Annotated in this window: 12 protein-coding genes; 6 read left to right on the top strand and 6 right to left on the bottom strand. The window is 48.4% G+C overall.

Annotation, left to right across the window (positions count from 1 at the left end; translation table 11 throughout):
* Window positions 1–39 precede the first annotated feature (39 nt).
* The 3 genes from GO003_RS26260 to GO003_RS18630 all read left to right on the top strand — a co-directional run bounded on the left by GO003_RS26260 (window position 40) and on the right by GO003_RS18630 (window position 2,263).
* Window positions 40–162: a hypothetical protein gene (locus GO003_RS26260; RefSeq protein ID WP_269144425.1), complete on the top strand. Its 123-nt coding sequence runs from the start codon at window positions 40–42 to the stop codon at window positions 160–162.
* A 68-nt stretch (window positions 163–230) separates the two neighbouring features.
* A complete protein-coding gene (locus GO003_RS18635; RefSeq protein WP_231089078.1) occupies window positions 231–437 on the top strand; it encodes a hypothetical protein in 207 nt (68 codons plus the stop codon).
* A 146-nt stretch (window positions 438–583) separates the two neighbouring features.
* Complete coding sequence (locus GO003_RS18630; protein ID WP_159658289.1) at window positions 584–2,263, top strand: NUDIX hydrolase; 1,680 nt, start codon at window positions 584–586, stop codon at window positions 2,261–2,263.
* A gap of 775 nt (window positions 2,264–3,038) precedes the next feature.
* Here the strand turns inward: GO003_RS18630 and GO003_RS18625 are convergent.
* The gene (locus GO003_RS18625; protein WP_159658288.1) at window positions 3,039–5,123 is read right to left on the bottom strand and encodes a GGDEF/EAL domain-containing response regulator; all 2,085 of its coding nucleotides are present in this window, start codon (window positions 5,121–5,123) and stop codon (window positions 3,039–3,041) included.
* Window positions 5,123–8,620, bottom strand: coding sequence for a PAS domain S-box protein (locus GO003_RS18620; RefSeq protein WP_159658287.1), 3,498 nt, complete (start codon window positions 8,618–8,620; stop codon window positions 5,123–5,125). The genes GO003_RS18625 and GO003_RS18620 overlap by 1 nt, the downstream gene beginning before the upstream one ends.
* A 902-nt stretch (window positions 8,621–9,522) precedes the next feature.
* Here GO003_RS18620 and GO003_RS18615 point away from each other — a divergent pair.
* A complete protein-coding gene (locus GO003_RS18615) occupies window positions 9,523–10,149 on the top strand; it encodes a transposase (RefSeq protein WP_231089077.1) in 627 nt (208 codons plus the stop codon).
* A 168-nt stretch (window positions 10,150–10,317) separates the two neighbouring features.
* Here the strand turns inward: GO003_RS18615 and GO003_RS18610 are convergent, their stop codons facing one another.
* The 4 genes from GO003_RS18610 to GO003_RS18595 all read right to left on the bottom strand — a co-directional run bounded on the left by GO003_RS18610 (window position 10,318) and on the right by GO003_RS18595 (window position 16,649).
* On the bottom strand, window positions 10,318–10,593 hold the full coding sequence (locus GO003_RS18610; RefSeq protein ID WP_159659462.1) for a MafI family immunity protein: 276 nt from the start codon (window positions 10,591–10,593) through the stop codon (window positions 10,318–10,320).
* 6 nt (window positions 10,594–10,599) lie between these two features.
* Window positions 10,600–10,995 carry an EndoU domain-containing protein gene (locus GO003_RS18605; protein WP_231089076.1) on the bottom strand — a complete coding sequence of 132 codons (396 nt, stop codon included), beginning with the start codon at window positions 10,993–10,995 and terminating at the stop codon, window positions 10,600–10,602.
* Window positions 10,996–11,130: 135 nt separating this feature from the next.
* Entirely contained in the window at window positions 11,131–11,472 is a 342-nt protein-coding gene (locus tag GO003_RS18600; RefSeq protein ID WP_159659461.1) for a hypothetical protein, read from the bottom strand.
* The gene (locus GO003_RS18595) at window positions 11,469–16,649 is read right to left on the bottom strand and encodes a golvesin C-terminal-like domain-containing protein (protein ID WP_331001645.1); all 5,181 of its coding nucleotides are present in this window, start codon (window positions 16,647–16,649) and stop codon (window positions 11,469–11,471) included. Before GO003_RS18595 ends, GO003_RS18600 begins: the two co-directional genes overlap by 4 nt.
* A gap of 822 nt (window positions 16,650–17,471) precedes the next feature.
* On the opposite strand from GO003_RS18595, the gene GO003_RS18590 reads away from it, so the two are divergent.
* Complete coding sequence (locus GO003_RS18590) at window positions 17,472–18,401, top strand: hypothetical protein (protein ID WP_159659459.1); 930 nt, start codon at window positions 17,472–17,474, stop codon at window positions 18,399–18,401.
* Window positions 18,389–19,810: a hypothetical protein gene (locus tag GO003_RS18585; protein WP_159659458.1), complete on the top strand. Its 1,422-nt coding sequence runs from the start codon at window positions 18,389–18,391 to the stop codon at window positions 19,808–19,810. Before GO003_RS18590 ends, GO003_RS18585 begins: the two co-directional genes overlap by 13 nt.
* Window positions 19,811–19,827: the final 17 nt, after the last annotated feature.

Here is a 19,827-nt window from a genome sequence, read left to right as displayed (position 1 = left end):
TGAAACGATGAATGAGCGTTTCATACGCGTGGGGCCTGCGTGGTCAAGATTAGCCCGGTCGTCGTTGCCGACGCGGGACTACTCATTCATCTGGATGAATTGGCTTGTCACGATATTCTGGCCGATTTTGGCAAGGTTATTGTACCCGAAGCGGTTTGCTGAAACTGCAGCGTCATCGTCCGCAGGCAATGGCATCATTACCAACGCTGTTTGCTCGGCAAAGCCCGCTAATGTCTTCCCCATTGGTCAAGGCGCTGAAGCCACTCTACACCTTGCATATCGTTGAACAAGAAGCTTTGCATTTGTGCGTTGAGTTCGGCGATTGCCTGCTGTTGACCGATGACACAGCTGCGCGTCTTGCCGCCAAAAGCCTGAGCATTCCGGCTGATGGCACGCTGGGCCTATTATTCAGAGCAATACGCAGACATTCCCGCTAAAAATCCTAGGTATTGGCCTTGTTGCAAGAAACTCCGAATCAAACGACTTTACATAATCATCCCCATCTACTGGCGGAAGCGATTATCGATGTGGAAGTACACGCTAAATAACAACGAGATGAGTCGCAAGCCCCCTTGAATTACTTATGACCAGAAACCTTATTAAAACCCTGATTACCGCAATGCCGCGTTACGCCGAAGAGGAAGGCGATTTTTATGGTGTTAAGCGAGGTAGTTTGATTGAGACGCTGCGCAAGCAGCACGATATTGATGTGGGTATCGCCGAAAACACGGTGTTGCTTTGCGAGTGTCTGTTGGATAGCTTGTCAGTACTAAAGGCCGATCTTCTGTTAGAAGGCGAATGGTCTTTTGTATCTTTTCCCGCACAATTAATGGCAACATCGGTGCTAACGACAATGTGCGACAGCCAATCGCGTTTTTTTGCTGCTAATTTCTGGAATACTCAAGGTATTTCCAGCGATAAAAAGAATCAGCAACGCGATGTGCTGAGGATTGTCGAAAACGTCCGGCTGGAGAATCACGCCGGCAACGACGCTCAACCAATCCGTTACTGTTACGTCGCCTGGAGCATTATAAAACTGGATGGCAAGGTTTTGTTTTACCAGCGCGAAGACACACAAAAACGCCATGATAAATCAGCAGGCGACTATGGGTTAATCGGCGGCCGGGCTAACCAAAATGATGTACCAATCGGTGGCAAGGTTTCGTTACTTAGAGAATTGCAATCGCCCAATTCCGGGTTAATCAAGAATGCCTTGACGTCTACCCTGAAACGAGAGTTACGGGAAGAAGCTGGCTTACTCTTTGACTTGCATTACACATTCAAACCCTGGCGCACTTTGAAGCCTTATCGGCAAGTTCAAGGCGCTGCGCCCAATCATGCGTTGACTGAATATTATCTGGAAATTTTCTATATTGACTTAACGTTGGAGGGCTGTCTTTTCTTGCACCAGAAAATCAAACCTGACGACCGTTTGGCCTGGTTTTCGATAGAAGATATGGTGCGGGGCGAGACAATTGACGGAAAAATCCCGTATATCAAGGCATTGGTAAAAGATTTTTCTGATGATAGTTCGGCACTTGCAACCGAGTTAATGGCTTTGCCGGACAGTTTTGCCAGCCGTTATTTGTTTCAGCCGCCAAAGTACGGATTGACCTTGCCTATCGATCATCGGATGCCATTGCTGGCAGGCGTGTTGGGTAAAGAAAAACCGTTGGAGATAAATTTAACTGAACGACAATTAGCGATTCTATTGGGCTTAGCCTCGCACTTACGTGGCTTTGAATTTGCAACCGTTGAGGAAAATATTAATTTTCATCCTTTTGGCTGGATTGAGGTAAAACGCAACTTTGCTTTGCAAACAGAGCTGATAAGTCTGGCTGGTTTGTTTACAGGTACTGACCTGATCATTGAAAATCACTGCGATAACTTATTCCGCTTGTCGATTAGTCCTTATGTGGTTTATTTCGATGAAAGGCTGTTTTCGTTTGCCGTCAAACAGGCCGACTTGAATGGTATCCAAACAAAAATCCCGGTGAACATTCATAGAGAATCTTTTGAAACGGCATGGGGTAAGGTTAAAGACAACACCGACGAATTCAAACTTACCCTTGAATTCGTCCATAAACTGCAATCATTAGTTGTTCGTCAGTTTCCTACAGATAATGAGGACGCTGTAAAAATCGAAGATACCTATAAAAAAGGGCTGCATAAAGAGCCCAGATTTTTAGCATTAGGCTTGAGAAGTTTAATTCGTCGCGAAGCGGGTATTTTTAAGTTTATTTTAGGATTTACAAACGCTTAAAGCATACCGATCACTGTCGTCTTCTGAATGACCGCTTTTCAAGGTTAAGCAGCCGTTAACTGGAAACTAGCGTCTGTCTCAAACTGGCCGATAGGGTGAGGTCGCCAATGACTGCTTTGGAGACATCCAGTTTACAGCGTTTGGATTGGCTGACAGGCAGCTTTGGAGAAGCGCGACTGGCAAAAATGGGTCGCTCGGCGACCGTCCGCTCTTCAGATTCATCGCCGGAAAGCTGTCATTGAATTCCGATACCTGAAAGCGGCCGTTCGTCACTGAGTCCAACCGACCCATTCCTGCCTGACGCGTTTCTCCAAAGCGGCCAGTCAGCCAAATCTAGATTCTGCGAACTGGAGAGTTACAAAGCCGCCATTGGTGACCTCAACCAATCGGCCAGCTGACAAATCGAACTGTCAAAATCAAACCACAACATTTGTCAATGCCGATGTCAGCGAGGATTTTTGGGGATGCCAAACAAATTCAAATTTTCGCGAAAACCCAATTGTATTGCTGGTTTCTGCTCTGCAAAACTGCCCCCGGATCGCACAACCGCTTACTTTATAATGGCTATGAACAAGTTGCAGGTTCAGTAATACCTTGGTTAGATTTACAGAGCTCAAAACCTTAATAAATCAGGTGTTCCGTTAGATCTGATGGTTTTGTTTTTCAAACACCAAGAGTCCAACCTGCAACTCAGTAATAGCCATTTACTTTATTACCCATACTGACACTGACTTTGAACAGTGACGCCAGCGCAACTAGTGAAATTAGCTAACGCTTATGGGCAATCGTTAAGAGTTTTAACCAATTCTTCGAAATCATCAATCGGAATTGGTTTACTAAAAAGATAACCCTGGAAGTGAGAGCACCCTTTGTCCATGAGAAGCCGCCGCTGTTCTTCGGTCTCGACTCCTTCAGCGATAACATCCAGATTCAGATTCTGCGCCATGGCAATGATAGTGCGTACAATCGCCTTATCATTGCTGTCGCTGGTAATATCACGTACGAACGATTGGTCGATTTTTAGTTCATTAAGTGGCAGACGTTTGAGGTATTGCAAGCATGAATATCCGGTACCAAAGTCGTCCAGCGAGAACTGGACGCCAAGTGCTTTCAATACATTCATGGTTACGATAAGGTCTTCGACATTTTTTAACAATACGCTTTCGGTAATTTCCAACTTAAGCCGTGCCGGGTTGATGGCATGGCGCTGCACGATCTCTTGGACTTGAGTAATAAAATCATCCTGCCGAAATTGCTTGGGACTCACGTTCACCGATAGAATCAGATCACGCGTGTGTGCCGCGTCCTGCCATGCTTTGAGTTGGGCGCAAGCGGTATCCAGTACCCATCGCCCGATTGGCAGGATCAGCCCGGACTCTTCCGCTAAAGGAATAAACTGCATGGGGGGCACTAGGCCTCGCTCAGGATGCAGCCAGCGAATTAAGGCCTCAGCACCCAATGGCCGATGTAAGTGGTCTACCTGCATTTGGTAATACAGGTGTAACTCTTGCTTTTCAATCGCATCATATAATTGGTTTTCCATTCTCATCTTTTCATGGGCGTGCAGGTTCATTACCGATGAAAAAAAAGTAAATACATTACCCCCCTCCGATTTAGCGATATACATCGCCGTATCGGCGTTTTTCATCAAATCATCAATCTGATCCGCATTGTCGGGATAGAGCGCAATTCCGATACTGGTCGAGGTGCGCAATGTGTTTGCGTCGATCAGGAAGGGCTGGCTAAGGTGTAGGTTAATTTTTTTGGCGACGATGGCGGCATTCACCGCTATGTCTTGGCCGCGCAAGATGACCACGAACTCGTCCCCGCCCAGCCTCGCTACAGTATCGTAGTCCCGTACGCACGCTTTGAGACGAGCGGCCGCTTGTATCAGCAACTCATCTCCAACCGAATGACCGAGCGTATCATTGACGTTCTTGAAACGATCGAGATCAAGAAACATCACCGCCAGCTGCTCCGAGTTGCGCCTGGCAATCAACATGGATTGCTCCAGGAATATCTGCAAATGCAGCCTGTTCGGCAAACCAGTTAGGGGATCATGGTGAGCCAAGTGTTCAATGCGCTGTTCTGATTCTTTGTAGCGGCTAATGTCGACGAAATTTGCCAGATAAAATTCGATATCCCCAACCCTGTCACGCACCACGGAAATCGTCATCATCTTGGGATAAACACTGCCATCCTTGCGACGATCCCACATCTCACCCTGCCAGAAACCGTCTTTCAGGATAGCCTCCCACAATATTCGATATTCCTCCTGAGCGGTGCGTCCTGAAGATAGCAACTTGGGGTTACGGCCTAGCACATCGGCATTATCATACCCGGTCAACTTTGTGAAGGCGGCGTTGACGTCGAGAATATGGTTGTTGCGATCGGTGATCATGATGGCTTCACCACTGAAATTGAAAACATACGCTGCTAAGCGCAGTTTGCTCCGTTCTTCGCTACGCCGAATCAGATTATGTACGCGTATGATCAGTGTGTCTTTGGAAATAGGTTTAATCAGATATTCGTCCGCGCCCAGGTTCAGTCCGGCCAGCTCGTTTTGTTCCGAGAGGTCGGCGCTCACCAGGATGACCGGAATAGCAAGCGTGTACGGGTTGTCACGCAGGCGACCCAGAACCTCGATGCCGCTCATACCAGGCATTTTGACATCCAAAATAACCAGTTTCGGTAAATCAGTCTGAAGGTTGAGTAACGCCAAAGCAGACGCACCGCTGGTGGCCGTCTTGAGACGAAAATTCGACTTGAGAGCAGATACCATAACATGCAAATTAGTTGGCAAATCGTCCACCAGCAGGATAAGCGGCTTCTTGTTTTGAATTCGGTTGCCGTCACTCATCATTGTTCCAGGTGTTTGGCTTTCAATAGCGTCAAGGTAGCCAATGCTTCTGGGTGTTCGAAGTTATCAATTTGCTGTTGTAACTCCCGTACAAGAAGGGAATACGGCATGTCAGCAGTGGCGAGTTGTCGCAAGACATCCAGTAATGGGGCGGGGATTATTTCCTGACCTATGATAAACGGTTCGAGAGAACGCAAAGCATCCGCTAATGAAGCCGATATAGTCGTCGCCGCCAAAATCCGGTCGGGTTGCACGTAGTCGTCGATATATTGCTGCATCTGTCCGAACGTCTCGACCAGGATGGCATCGAACGTGGAGTGAGAAGGCGGCGGTGCCGAAGCCCGCAATTCCTCCAGCAAATTGAAGCTGGCGTCGCTCAGTGCCATTGCGCCCAGATTGGAGGCAACCCCCTTTACGGCATGGATCAGCTCAATGGCTTCGTTGGCAGCCTTTTCGGTCAGCAACGCGTCCAGGCGTGGGATTAAGTCGCTATAGCCAGCAATAAAACTGAGTAGCAAGCGCTGTTGTAGCGCATAGTCGCCGTCCAATCTACTCAAGCCTTTCGCCCAATCAAACACCGCTTCGCTTTCCTGAATTACGGGCAGCGCAGCGGGTGGAATTTCCGCCCCCGGCTTCGTGTAAGCGCGGAGCACTCTGACAATGTCTTCGGGCTCCACCGGCTTGGGTATAAAGTCGAGCATACCAACAGCTATGCAGCGTTCCCGGTCTTCCGTCAAAACGGCTGCCGTCATGGCGACGATAGGTAGATTTTTCCCTTGCGCAAGTTCACGAATCTGGCGAGTGGCTTCGATACCGCCCATAACCGGCATATGCAGATCCATCAGTACCAGATCAAAAGTTTGCTGCTGCACCAGGGCAACAGCTTCACCGCCATGCCAGGCTATGGTGAGGGTTGCGCCGCGTTTTCTGATAATACTGGCGGCGACTTCCTGATTGAGTTCATTGTCCTCCACCAGAAGCACGCGGATGCCGTCGAATCGTTGGGTATTCGGTTCTTCCACAGCAGATATACTGCGAACTTCACCGCGCAACAAGGCATTGAACAGGCAGGAAGGTATTACCGGTTTGGCAAGCACCCCGTTAAAGTAAACGGCCTCAGGGTATTGCAACAGCATCTGCTTGGTGTAGGCCGTAATCATTAAGATCGGCAATGGCGTTGTCTGCCGGCTTTTTTCTTCTTGCGCCCTCAGTTCGACCGCCACCTCCAAACCGCTCATGCCAGGCATGCTCCAATCAAGCAACAAGGCATAAAAAGGTTGCCCACTCCTGTATGCTTCTGCGACTTTTGCCAGAGCTTCAGCTCCATTTTCGGCCTCGATTGCCTCCATGCCCCATGCTTTCAGCAAGAGCGAAAGTATCTCGCGTGAAGTCGCCTGATCATCAACCACCAGCACTCGCTTGCCATACATATTTAGCGAGTTACCGCCTATTTGCGCAATGTTATGCATGTCTTCAGACGCTATGCCGACCTTAATGGTAAAGGTGGCGTTAGTCCCCTTGCCGACCGTGCTGTCCAGCGTTATCTGTCCGCCCAACAACTCTACTAATTTTTTGACAATAGCTAGCCCCAAACCACTACCGCCGAATTTACGCGTGGTGCTGGAATCTGCTTGAGAGAAGGGTCGAAACAGGGTGCTCAGCTGCTCGAGCGAGATACCCATGCCGGTGTCGCGCACATTGAATTGTAACGTGATAGTACCATCTCCCTGGTGTTTGACCCTTACTCCGACCTTAATCTCGCCGTGATCGGTGAACTTGATGGCGTTACCCACCAGATTATTAAGTATCTGCACCAAGCGAAACGGGTCACCCATCACCAGCAGAGGGGTGTCGTGATCGATTTCAATGAACAATTCAAGCCCCTTCTCCTCGGCCTGTAAACCAAGCAATTCGGTAACTTCAAGGAGTACAGCCTCTAACCGCATCGGAATCCGTTCGATCGCCATGCGTCCGGCCTCGATTCTGGAAAAATCCAGGATATCGTCGATAATCCGCACCAATGCTTTGCCTGATTTGCGGACCTTTTCAAGTTGTTCTCGCTGTTCCGGTTTCAGGTCCGATTCCATCACCATGCGGGTTAATCCCAGAATTGCATTCATTGGGGTACGAATCTCGTGGCTCATGTTGGCAAGGAATTGCGACTTGGCAAGCAAGGCGGTCTGGGCTATTTCCTCGGCGTGCTTGCGCTCGGTGATATCACGCGCAGCGGCGAACACGCCAAGCACATTGCCATTGCTATCGCGGTACAGGCTGGAGTTATAGAGTACGTCGGTCACTTTTCCGGACACATGCCGAATCACCAAGGGGTAATCGGTCACAAATCCTTGCGAGAATACCTGCTGATAGCCCTCGCTCGCTTTCACCGGATCGGTAAAATAGTTCGCAAAATCGCTGCCGATCAGCTGTGATCTGGGTATTCCAGTCACTTGTTCCGTAGCGGCGTTGACGTCAGTAATCTTGCCTTGCGCACTGATCATCACCAACGGGTCCAAACTCGCTTCAATCAGACTGCGTGCGTATTGAGAGGCGGCCTGGATAGCATCTTCCGCCTTTTTCCGCTCGGTGTTGTCTGTACCAATCAGCAGGTAGCCGATAATAGCACCTCGATCATCACGTAGCGCCGTGACTGACACCATCGCCGGTAAACGACTGCCATCCTTTCGGATGTAAGTTAGCGCGTAGATATCCTCAATTCCGCGTGAGGCCTTAAAAACCAATGCCTCAAAGCCTGGAGTAATTGGAGTGCCGAGTTCGTTGCTCAATGATTCAGCGCGAGCAATCACTTCCTGTGGATCTGAAATTTCAGCCGGGGTGATCTTGTTTATTACGTCGGCGGCCGCGTAGCCCAGCATGCGTTCTGCGCCCACGTTGAAGATCTGAATGACGCCCTTTGCGTCAGTAGCGATACTGGAGAAATTGGCGCTGTTGAAAATCGCGTTCTGCAATGCTCCCGCTTTACATAGCGCCTCTTCAGCCCGCTTACGAGCACTGTTGTCGGTACCGATCAGCAGGTAGCCGATAATAGCACCTCGATCATCACGTAGCGCCGTGACTGACACCATCGCCGGTAAACGACTGCCATCCTTTCGGATGTAGGTCAGTTCGTAGATGTCTTCAATTCCGCGTGAGGCCTTAAAAACCAATGCCTCAAAGCCTGGGGTAATTGGAGTGCCGAGTTCGTTGCTCAATGATTCAGCGCGAGCAATCACTTCCTGTGGATCTGAAATTTCAGCCGGGGTGATCTTGTTTATTACGTCGGCGGCCGCGTAGCCCAGCATGCGTTCTGCGCCCACGTTGAAGATCTGAATGACGCCCTTTGCGTCAGTAGCGATACTGGAGAAATTGGCGCTGTTGAAAATCGCGTTCTGCAATGCTCCCGTCTTGAGTAAGGCTTCTTGGCGGCGAATCTCGATGATGACATCAGCCGTATCTGCAGTTGGATTGGGAAGGGAGTAATCGCATGGTCTGTTGGGCATGACTTTATTTTGTACCAATCGAAAATTGTCAATACCAATTTTAGCACCTATTGGGCTCAGTTGGAGCGGAGCTACCATTTAAAGCTATATCAGGCTAAACCAAAGTCAGAGCCGGAAAATCCGCACGCTACGGTCTGTGGGAGTCGGGTACAGGTGACAGCCCCGTCGGCCCGGTGGGTGTGGAACCGGGGCTAAGGTGCTGCAATTGAGGCACCGCCAATCGAAAGAGGCGGTAACAGCTAGGCCAAATCTTACGCTACCGCGCCACATCTCGACTCTACCGTATTGACGCAGTGATAATTTCAATTTGCTCGCCGAATAGCGGACAGCCCGACTGGGTTAAAGCTAGCCTTAACTATTTAAATTGGAAGGTTACCCCGACCCGCGGGTTTTGGCCGGGTCAAGCCAAAGAGAACGCAAAACTGCTTGCCGAAAAGTTGCCATTCGCTGAACTTAGGAATGGAAAATTTCGCCGGCATCCTCAACGGCCGGTTATGGCCGTTTGGTTGAGGTCGCCAACGGCGGCTTTGTAGCCCTTCAATCCCAGAATCTGGCTTCGGCCGAATGGCCGGTTTGGAGAAGCGCGAGTGTCAGCAAGGGGTCGCCAGGCGACCGTCTTCTCTTCAGATTCATCGCCGGAAAGCTGTCATTGAATTCCGATTCCCGAGAGCTGCCGTTCGTCACTGTGTCAAATCGACCCAAACCGGCCGGACGCAATTCTCCAAAGCGGACAGTCAGCCAAATCCAGATTCTGCGAACTGGAGGGCTACAAAGCAGTCATTGGAGACCTCACCAAATTAGCCAAAAGCCGCCGGTCGGGGTCGCTATCCAATTTCATATAGTTAAGGCATCCTGTGACCCAGCCGACTGTCCGGTATTTGGCGAGCAAACTGACAGGATAATTGTCGCCGAACACGTTCAGCAAGACTCGGGAAGTCCGTTATCAGGGTCAGACTTATTGGCAGTGGGTGGCAGAAACCGATGTGACGCTAACCCGTCCCGCCAAACCCAGTCAGAAGAAAAGCAAAAAGCCGGCTGTGCCTGGCATTCCTGTAGCGGCAAGGCTGGTGGTCAGTCGCGTCTTGTCCGACGAAGGTGAGGTGTTGGCGGAATGGCTGCTATTGACCAATGTAAAAGATGTCGATGCTTCGACTATTGCGCTATGGTACTACTGGCGCTGGCAAATCGAGTGTTTTTTCAAACTGGTCAAGTCGGCAGGCCACCACCTCGAATCGTGGCAACAAGAATCAGCCCTGGCCATTGCCAAACGCCTCTTGGTGGCTAGCATGGCCTGTGTTACGGTTTGGGCCATAGCCGCCGACAAAAGTAAGGAAGCGGCTGAATTAAGACTATTTCTGATCAAGCTCAGCGGCAGGCAAATGCGCCACAAAAAGGAGTTTACGAATCCAGCACTATTGTCGGGGCTGTGGGTCTTCCTCTCCATGCTTGAAATCATGGATGCCTATTCTCAAGAAGAACTGGATAGTTTGAAGGCAACCGCTCAGCAATTTTTAGGAAAAGATGTGTAGATACTTATGCTCAGCAAGAGGCGGACAAGTCGAATGGGTTTAACTGGAACCCAAACTGTAATAAGGAAGATTTGATTTGAGGCCAGCGCCTCCGAGTGCTGTTCGCGGCAGCTTTGGGTTTAAAACAATCCGGCGGTACCTGTGGGCGGTTCCGCCTTACGGCCTTGACTATTTCTCGTCGTCTGGTCGTGGTAGCCTCTGTAACAACTGTAATGAATCTAATGACATTAAATCTACTAAACGACTAATCAACGCCACCAAACCAGCAGATGCAATCTTTTTTTCCTCGGCGAATATGTGTACCGCAGTTTCTAAAGCAAGACCATATTCGCCAACATCAATAAAACTCTGAACCTCGGCACATTCAGACTCCGACAATACAGGTGCCGCAGTTTCTAACAATTTAGACAACAGTACTTCTACTTCATCAAAGTTTGATTCCATTATATTTCAACGTGGATTTCGAGGGACATTAGTAGGAAAGCCGGTTACGATCCGACCGTTCGAATCAACAATTACTGTTATGTCAATCCCATCACGAGTTCCTTCTACAACTTGGCGCCCATTACGTCCTGGTGAAACAGAAGATGCCGGGTCAGTAGCAACATCTGAAATTTCTCCTTTGATTTTGTCGTCAGACCAATCAGTTGGAAACTCAGTTTTGCCGGGGTTACCTGTGCCCGCTCGATGTCCACCACCAGTTTTATCGCCGTAAATTATATGATCTTCAGCTGTTGGATCGAGTAGGTTAGGCTTATCACCATCGCCACCATGAGCTTCATTTTTACATGACATAGCGTTGGAAATTGCATACCCAGTCCCTCCAACAAGCGCCAAATCAGCCAAAGCATTTATAGCGGTATAACCCAGGATTGGAACAAAGAAGAAGGTTCCTTTCGGGTCAATATACTTTAGCGGGTTATTCCCAACATAGGTATACGTATTAATGCCGCCTTACAAATCTAACTCGCCTCATCGCTTTCAAAGTTCATCATTTATCGATGAAATACTCTTTACTCTATCACCTTCAAATTTTAAAACGGTATCGTCAATTGTAATCTGATTATGCTCTTCTTTTACTATATGATCTGTTCCGAAATTTTCTTTGACAAGTGCCACTAGTTGGTTGCGAGATATGTAACTGGATGTTTTCAGTAATAATGCTTGCAACACATGTTCTCTTTGTCGTTGATGCTCTTGTTCTTTTCTGGCGTGATCAAGAGAAATTGCAGATGAAAAGGCTACGTAGCCAAGTATAGCAACTGCTAAAGTCAAAAACACGACTATCACGATGGTAAAAATTCCGCCCATTTTTACTTTCATTTTTGCTGCCCCGCATTGATTGCATCTTTAGCAAATGTTTTGCAAGTATTAGAGCTGAAAGGATTCCAGCTATAGGGCGCTCTATTAGAATCATTTTTTCTTTGCAAAGCAAAGTCTATTATTTTTTGGTAGTTCGCATCTGGGTAGTATGTAGCATCGACTGTAGTTTGATCGCCATATCGAGCGCCAATATAATTGTATAAATTACTTAGAGATGCAGGTGTTGGATTACCCTTTTCATCCAGTACAAGATCAGGCACAGTCCGTTGTTTAACTTGGCCGAAATCACTGTCATATCTACCATATTCAAAGTATTTTGTCGTACCGGTATTATCATCGACGGCAATTACAGCAGCATGTCCTAAAGGAAGCTGTGCCTCTGTTCCAGGAACAGTGATCGGATAGTTTGGGTAATTGACATATATTCCTGCTAAACCATTAGGATCAATCAGATTTAGCGGATTGTTGCTGACATATGCATAAGTATTAACGCCCCCCGCCAACCCAATCGGATCGGAGGTGATGTAACGTCCGGTTTTTGGATCATAATACCGGTGCCAGTTATAATTCAACTCGGTCTCTTGATCGAAATATTGGCCTAAGCGGATATTTTGTTCGATTTTGGCCGTGGTGATCGTTGCATCGCCATAGGGATCATAGTCGGCTTGCCAAACCACGCTGGCGTCGCTGTCGGTGAGTAGTTGCGGCGTGCCCAAATGGTCGTTGTGGATGAAGTAAATGCCCTGGGATTCGGTCGGCTGTTGCGTTGGAACCGAGACCAGGCGAATCGCATCGGCAATGACGTAACCGTCGGCCTGGTCGGACAGACTGATTGTGCTGTGTTGATCCAGCCGGTAAGTCCCCAATAAATGCCAGTCGCCGCCCTGTTGGCGTTGATCGACCGTGTGGGTGGTTTCGCCGTTGACATGGTGGACGGTGTATTGGGCGTTACTGGCCCGATTACTGTGCGCCGTCCATTTGGCATAGACCTGATAATCAGCGGACTGGTTTAAATGCGGCTGCCAGGACGCGGTTTGACCGGTGTTGGAGGAAATCGGATAAGTTCCGGCCGGTACCAGCGACACGGCATCGGCGATGACATAGCCGTTGGCCTGATCGGACAATTTAATCTGGTAACTTTCCCCTGCCTTAAACCGATAACGGCCAAGTTTGTTCCATTGGCCGCCGTGCTGCTGTTGATTGACTTCCTGCACCGTTTCGCCATCGGCGTGGACAATCGTGTACTTGGCATCGCTGGCCCGGTTGCTATGTGCAGTCCAGGTGGCATAGGCGTCATAGTCGCTATCGGCTGGCACCGTGACCGTCCAATTCGCCGCCTGAGTCGGTTCGTTCGGCGTCCCGGTCGGCGGCGTGCCGGCTGGTAACCAGGTGACGGCATCGGCGATGACATAGCCGTCGGCGGCATCGTTCAGTTCGATCGCATAGTCGGTACCAGCTTCGAACTGGAAGGTACCGAGTTTGTGCCATTGACCGCCATTAAGCTTTTGATTAACGGATACCTCGGTCGCGCCTTGGCTGTGGGAGACCCGATAGCGCGCATGTCTGGCCCGGTTACTGTGGGCGGTCCAGGTGGTATAGACATCGTATTCGCCTGCGGTTTCGACCTTAAGCGACCAGGTCGCTTTTTGGCTGCCATCGCCGGGGGCATGGTATTGATAATGGGCGCCCTGATAGCCTTTAACACTGGTCGATGTCGGCCAGGTTCCGGTCGCACTGAAGCCTGGACTGTCATTGTCTACCGGTTCGCCGAGCACCAGCGGGTAACTGCGGCCGGGATGCGTCTGATAGTTATCACCGATAAAGCCTGAAACCGACGTTGACAGCGCCCAGGTATCGGTCGTGTTGAAGTGAGCCGAAGCATTATCGACCGGTGTGCCTAACATCGGCTGCACGGTGGAACCGGCATGGTATTGGTAGTTAGCGCCTTCAAAGCCGCTGATGCTGGTCGATGCTGTCCAGGCATCGGAATACTGCATTGACGCGTCGCTGTTATCCAGAATGATTTCCACCGGTTGCGGCGGTGGTGAACTTTGCGCGCTGGTCAAAGCCATGGGCTGGCCGTTGAGATAAAAATATTCTTTGAGCGTTTCGCCGTTGGCATCGGCTTCGGCAATCAACAATCCTGCTTGATCGTAATGGTAATACGTCGTACTTTGAGCCGTGACTTTTTTCGCCCGTTGGCTGAACACATTGTAGGTATAACGGGCGAATGTGACGTTGTTTTCGAGAACTTCACGTAAACGGTTATCATCGCCGTAACGGAATTGGAAGCGCCCGTCATGGACAATGTTGCCGTTAGCGTCGGTTTGATAGGTTTTACCCGCGCCCGCTTCGAGCCGATTACCGTTCAAGGCATAGGTGTAATCCTCCGCTTGTCCGTTTTCGCTGAGGGTCAGGCGATTACTGTTGGCGTCGAAGCTGTATTCCTGCCGTTTGTCATGGCTTTGCGCCGCCGTTAACCGGCTCAGGCCGTCGTAAGCGAAGGTTTTATCCCGGTTGCTGTCGAGCAAGTCGGTCAACACGATCAAATTATCCGCCGGATCGTAATCTTGGGTATGTAACGCGACCGGTTCCAAATTGCGCTCAATAGGGCGGTAAGCCAAATCATACGCGATGGTTTTTGTCAGGCCGTTGCCATAGGTCAAAGCACTTAACGGGCCGAACGGCAGATAATCGATCTGATCAGCCAGGGTTTGAGTAACTCCGTCCAGAGTTGTTGTCAATTGAGCGATTTGACCTAAGGCGTTGTAAAGGAAGTCGACAGTGCGGCCACTGGGATAACGCATTTGAACGAGTTGCCCGGCGCTGTTGTACGCAGAGTGAGTAATCAATTGATGGCTGTCGATCTGTTCACTACGGCTAATGACATTTCCGTATTGATCATAACTCAGCTCGGTCAAACCTGCGCCATCGGAAATGGACGTCAGACGGCCAACGCTGTTTTGGCCCTGGTCATTTTGATCATAGCCGAACGTCACATCCAACCTATCGTCCGGATAATCGATGGCAATCAGGCGGTTTAAGGCATCATAACGGTATTCGACGGTTACGCCGCGGGCGTCGGTCTGTGCGATGCGATTGCCGGCGGCATCGTATTGGTAGTGCGTGATGCCGGTATCGGGGCTGTCGAGTCGTAGCACCTCGCCGAAGGCATTGACATCATAACGCGTGACTGAACCATTGGGGTCGGTGACTTCGATTAAATGACCCAAGGCATCGTAGCGATAGTCGCTGACCACGTCGTCATTGGCATCGGCCAATTGCTGCGGATGCACCGATTCAATCAAGCGGTTCAAACTGTCGTAGGTGGCCGAGACGGTATTATCCAATGCCAACGGATCGGTGGCTCTGGCTTGACCCCGATCTTCCGGGGTATTGCGCGGATGGGATGCGGCAGTCAGATTGCCGTTGGCGTCGTAATGATAGCGCCGGCTTTGGCCTTCGCCGCCGATCGAGAGCATCAGGCGGCCTAACTGGTCGACTTCCCGCTCCAGAATTTTGGTGAGCTGACCGCCAGCGTCGCTAACTTCTTCTTTCACCCGATTGCCCGACGCATCCAGAGTATAGCGAAGATTATTGCCAGCGCCATCGGTGATTGCGGTCAAGCGGTGGGCGTCATCGTAGCGATAATGCAAAACAACATTGTCCTGAACGGTCCATTGGATTAATTGCCCGGCCGGATCGTATTGATGGGACGAGACTTGGCCGCCCCGGTCGATCCGGGTGAGGCGCATGCGGGCATCGTAGCTCAAGGTCGTGCCCAGCCCGTTCGGGTCGATGATTTCTTCCACTTGGCCGTTGGCATGATAACGGCTGAAACGGGTGACATGGCCCAAGGCATTGGTGATTTGCTGCAATTGTCCGCGGCAGCCGACATGACCACCCTCGCAGCCGGCATCCGGCGCATAGTAATCGTAGGTGGTAATGTCGGCAACGTCAGTGCGCGGGCCGTTTTCGAACTTTTGCAACACCGCGCCGGGCACATCAGACGCATAGGTATATTCAGTCTGCCAGCTTCGGGTTGCACCGGTAGCTGTATCGGTGATCCTGTGTTCGGTGACTTGGCCTTTGTCATCATAAGTCCATACCTGAATCCGGCCCGGCTCGGTGATTTTCACCGGCAATCTGAAGCTTGGATGCCACTCGGTGGTGATAGTCCGGGTGTCCGGCGTCGACTCTCCGGTCGAAGTCAAGCCTTCGGTGCGGTTGATTTCGAGGTTACGGCTTAAATCATATTCATAATCGCTGCGATGGCCGTTGAAATCGGTGCGGCTTTTGACGTTGCCGTTGGCATCGTAAGAAATTCCACTGGACGCCGCCGAACAGCCGGAGCCGCCTGGTTGGTCGGTGCCGGTGCTTTTGACCACGCCGAGAACGGTGCTGAAATGGGTGGTACGCTCAGTCCCCAAAGGATCGGTGACCGTGGTGCTGATGCCATCCGGACTGTACGCTAAGCTGTACTTTTCAACCCCGCCGGCATGCTCGGTGAGGATGGCTTTGCCGGAAGCATCGTAACGGTAGGTGGCAAAGCGGATGCCGTTCTCATCGATGATCCCGGTCAGGGCGTGGGGCTGGTTAACCCCGGCAGTGTATTCGAGCTCGCCGTAGACATAGGTCTTTTTCGGGTTATCGGTCAAAATAGCCGGCGTTTCGTCCGGATAGGTCACCGTAGTCAGGTTGCCGTAACTGTCGTAACCGTACCGGTAAACTTCTCCTGAGGGAACGGTCAGAGCGGCGAACCTTCCGGAGGCGTCATAGTTCAAAGTTAATGCGGCTCCATTAAAGTCGTCGGTTATCTCTGTTAATCTTCCGGATTGGTATGAAAAATCAAGGCTCTTACCTTGACGATCGATCAGACGAATTAATTTGCCGGCTGAATTATAGTCTTCTATTCCATCGGTTTCAGTTCTAACCGTCCAACCTGTTGTTGCTCCATTAGAATCCTTGATTTGCAATAGCGTAATAGCAACATCTGAGTCTGGAATCCAAGCTCCATTGACTAAGCTGAAGAAAATCCTTTTTCCATCTTCACGCTGAAGTAATACAGAACTACTTAAGACGCGAATTAACTTGTCAAAATTAAACGACCACCCATTCCCGTTCCAGCCGATTATTCCAACTCCTTGACTGTGGAGAAACACTTGTTTCCGGGTCACAAATTTGTGATAACCGTTATAATTTCAATAATTAGTGACAGACGGTTTGTAGGTAACGAGCGGCAGTTATTTGAGACGGAAATTGATCGATGGCAATAAATAGCCCATCACTACGTTCTCCGGATTTATAACTCGGGTAACGGCAATGGAATATCCACTTAGGATGTCAGTTTGCGAACCCTCGAACGTCTGCTTGAGGGAGTACCTGAGCGGCTGGTTTTGGCCGTAGTGACGCGGTCATAATGTCGATTTGCTTGCCGAATACCTGACATTCAGCTGAGTCACCGGATACCTGAACTATTTAAATTGGATAGTGAGCCCGAAAGTCGGGTAATGGCCGTTTGGTTGAGGTCACCAATGGCGGCTTTGTAGCCCTTCAATCCCAGAATCTGGCCTCGGCCGAATGGCAGCTTTGGAGAAGCGCGAGTGGCAAAAATGGGTCGGTTGGACACGGTGACGAACGACTGCTTTCAGGTATCGGAATTCAATGACACCTTTCCGGCGATGAATCTGAAGAGAAGACGGTCACCTGGCGACCAAAAAGCGACATTCGAGGCTTTGTGCTGAATTTCGGTAGGGATTCAATTTAGCTGCCATTCAACGTAGAGCTAAGCCGACAGCAGGAGGAGCGAAGCGGAAGCGGGTTAAAGTGGACCCCGAATCCGGACAATAGTTTAAACTATGCCTATCTGAAAATTGGGGTGGTCAATGAGAAAAAAGCAAATGGAAAATTTTGATTGGGATATACATTTCTTATGGGGAATTACATGAAATGTTAAATAGATATAGTCGATATTTGTTTCTATTGTAAAAGTATTTATTATGAAATCACTGTGGAAATACACCACTAATAATATAATTAGTTCGGTGATTTTCAATAACGTTGTTTTTGCGGCGTTAATTACACTGCTAAGCGTTTTTATATTCTGGATTTCTACTCTTTTTTCAATTCCTAACTTTAGGATCGACTCTTGTACCGTAGCAAAGTTTTATTGCGAAAAATATATTCAGAATGGGTACCCTCAATACCCAAAGATCAAGATTTTTGTGCCTTCCAGTTTTATTGCTGATGACTTATGCGATCGTTTTTCGTCAAATGCTGCCTTAACGAAAAATTTTAGTAGTGTTCATGCTGAATGGAATCTTTCTGCACTTGAACTAGGGCAAAGCATTTTCGAGCAGAGATTTGATTTACTAGAAGTACGACCTGACGACATTGATATCATCAATACAGGCTATCAAAAAATCGCTTATTTTCCTCCCTATGAAGCCTATCTAATTTCTATTCATAGCATGCCTGAGCTTAACGCGGCATATCTCATGGGTAAAACTCTAGGACTCCTCCAGAATATAAATAGCCGCTCTGGTTATCGAGTGCCGATCAATTTGATTAGCAAAATAATTGATCCAAAAGAACTGACTATCAAACGTTATGGTAGCCATGAAGAATTGCGTAAAGCACTTGAAAATAGTGAAGTCGACTTAATAGGGTCTTTCTGGGGAGAAAATGATATTAAAGGGCGTCCAAGCTGGCATGCATTAGAGATTATAAAAATCCCCAATGGTATGAGTTGGTTTTTAACTAAAAGATTATTTGACAATCAAGAAGTACGATGTGAAATCATTAATCATCTTGAGTTTTTAGCTCGAAAAAATAAAAAAGAAGATGCGGAGAGTTACATAAAAGATAAATTACCTGATCCCTATTTTGCTGATCTTGAGATTGTTCCGGAGGCAAAATGCGATCATTAATCAGAATCCCACAAAATCGACAAATTATTTTATATCGCCTAGTGGCAGTGTTAATCGGTTTATTGATGATCGGATTAGCGTATATTTTATATGACGATTATAGATTTAATGACGACTTAAATCAGCTGAAAAATAGTTCTCTCATTGATTGTTTGAGGAAAACACTCCCTGAGCAGTTTATTGGCGATGGCGTGAGTAATATCGTAAATAAAAATGAGATTAAAAGCCAAATTCACCGATTTAATCAGCAAAATTGGTTCAGTTCGAACTCTATAAATTCGCTAGGGATAGTTAAAATAGGTGAGGTAAATAGTGACGAAATTACCAACGAATCAGGATATCCATTCTCGATTGTAATATCTGGAGAAAAATCATCCGTAACTATCGATCTTGTGGTGAAAAGAAATACTATAAACACAAAGTCCATGCTGACGATAAGCAATGCCACTATCGTGTTGCTATATGCTGTATTGTCTTTAGGATTAATATGGGTGTTACCAATTCCGGCTTCAATCAATACCTATCTCCTTGCAAGGGATATGTCTTTAGTATTCGACCGAAAAGTGAGCGCAGGACAACCCTGGGGCATATATTGCCTGTCTCATCTCGGTGGTGGCGGTCACCTTCCCGGCATTCCAGATAATGGTTTTAATGCGTGCAATAATGGGCAACTACTGAAAAAATGTTTCTACAATATAGAGTCAACTTATCAAAAGTTACGCTCGCATTTTGCTCACAGCATCACTGATACTCGCCTACAGACCTTGCTTGTATCGACCATGGATAATGGTTTTTTACTCGGTAATCAACGCATTCGTGATGCCGCACCAATCATTCTCGATGAAGGAGATGTGAGTGAAAAATTTCGACCTTTTATATATCAAGAGCTTTTTAGCTTTATCGTATTGAACTGCAAAGATCACGCAGCTATTTCATCGCTACTTAGAATTGACCCTTTGTACGTGACTATTGAGCGAGAGCCTATGTGGCTCATTGGAGGATATGAAATTTATTACCCTAAGCCGTTTTTTGAGGAGTTGGTGGAAGAAATCCGATCAGGTCTCTTGTCAGCATATGCACGCTCCTTTAATAAAGTAAGAATTTTCGCTAATAAAGATAAACCTTTTATATCTTTTGATTTTCAGTGTACAGATTTAGAAATAACCCCAGACAATGTAAATCGCCTTCAGCAGTATATTGATAAACCGTACCAAGGTGGACTTCATCGAATCCGTAACCTGATGATTGGGTTTGGGGATGTTTCTATTTTCGACCGAAAAATAGAATTCAGCATAACTCAACGTAAAACTTGCAATTTACGCAGTCATGATGCTCTTGTTGTTCGCCTCGACTTCCGACGAGTCTGGCCGAACGAGCTACAAAACCTCCGAAAGTATATTTCAACATAGGAAGAATGAGGAACATG

The sequence above is a fragment of the Methylicorpusculum oleiharenae genome, assembly GCF_009828925.2.
In the GTDB taxonomy this organism is placed as follows: domain Bacteria; phylum Pseudomonadota; class Gammaproteobacteria; order Methylococcales; family Methylomonadaceae; genus Methylicorpusculum; species Methylicorpusculum oleiharenae.
The sequence above is the reverse complement of the archived record's forward strand: the minus strand, read 5'-3'. Positions and strand labels throughout refer to the sequence as shown.

Bases quoted from the DNA above. Each gene is read 5' to 3' on its own strand.
- GO003_RS18625 (WP_159658288.1), bottom strand. From the start codon at position 5,123: ATGAGTGACGGCAACCGAATTCAAAACAAGAAGCCGCTTATCCTGCTG.
- GO003_RS18600 (WP_159659461.1), bottom strand. From the start codon at position 11,472: ATGAAAGTAAAAATGGGCGGAATTTTTACCATCGTGATAGTCGTGTTT.
- GO003_RS18630 (WP_159658289.1), top strand. From the start codon at position 584: ATGACCAGAAACCTTATTAAAACCCTGATTACCGCAATGCCGCGTTAC.
- GO003_RS18635 (WP_231089078.1), top strand. From the start codon at position 231: ATGTCTTCCCCATTGGTCAAGGCGCTGAAGCCACTCTACACCTTGCAT.
- GO003_RS18590 (WP_159659459.1), top strand. From the start codon at position 17,472: ATGAAATCACTGTGGAAATACACCACTAATAATATAATTAGTTCGGTG.
- GO003_RS18610 (WP_159659462.1), bottom strand. From the start codon at position 10,593: ATGGAATCAAACTTTGATGAAGTAGAAGTACTGTTGTCTAAATTGTTA.
- GO003_RS18620 (WP_159658287.1), bottom strand. From the start codon at position 8,620: ATGCCCAACAGACCATGCGATTACTCCCTTCCCAATCCAACTGCAGAT.
- GO003_RS18585 (WP_159659458.1), top strand. From the start codon at position 18,389: ATGCGATCATTAATCAGAATCCCACAAAATCGACAAATTATTTTATAT.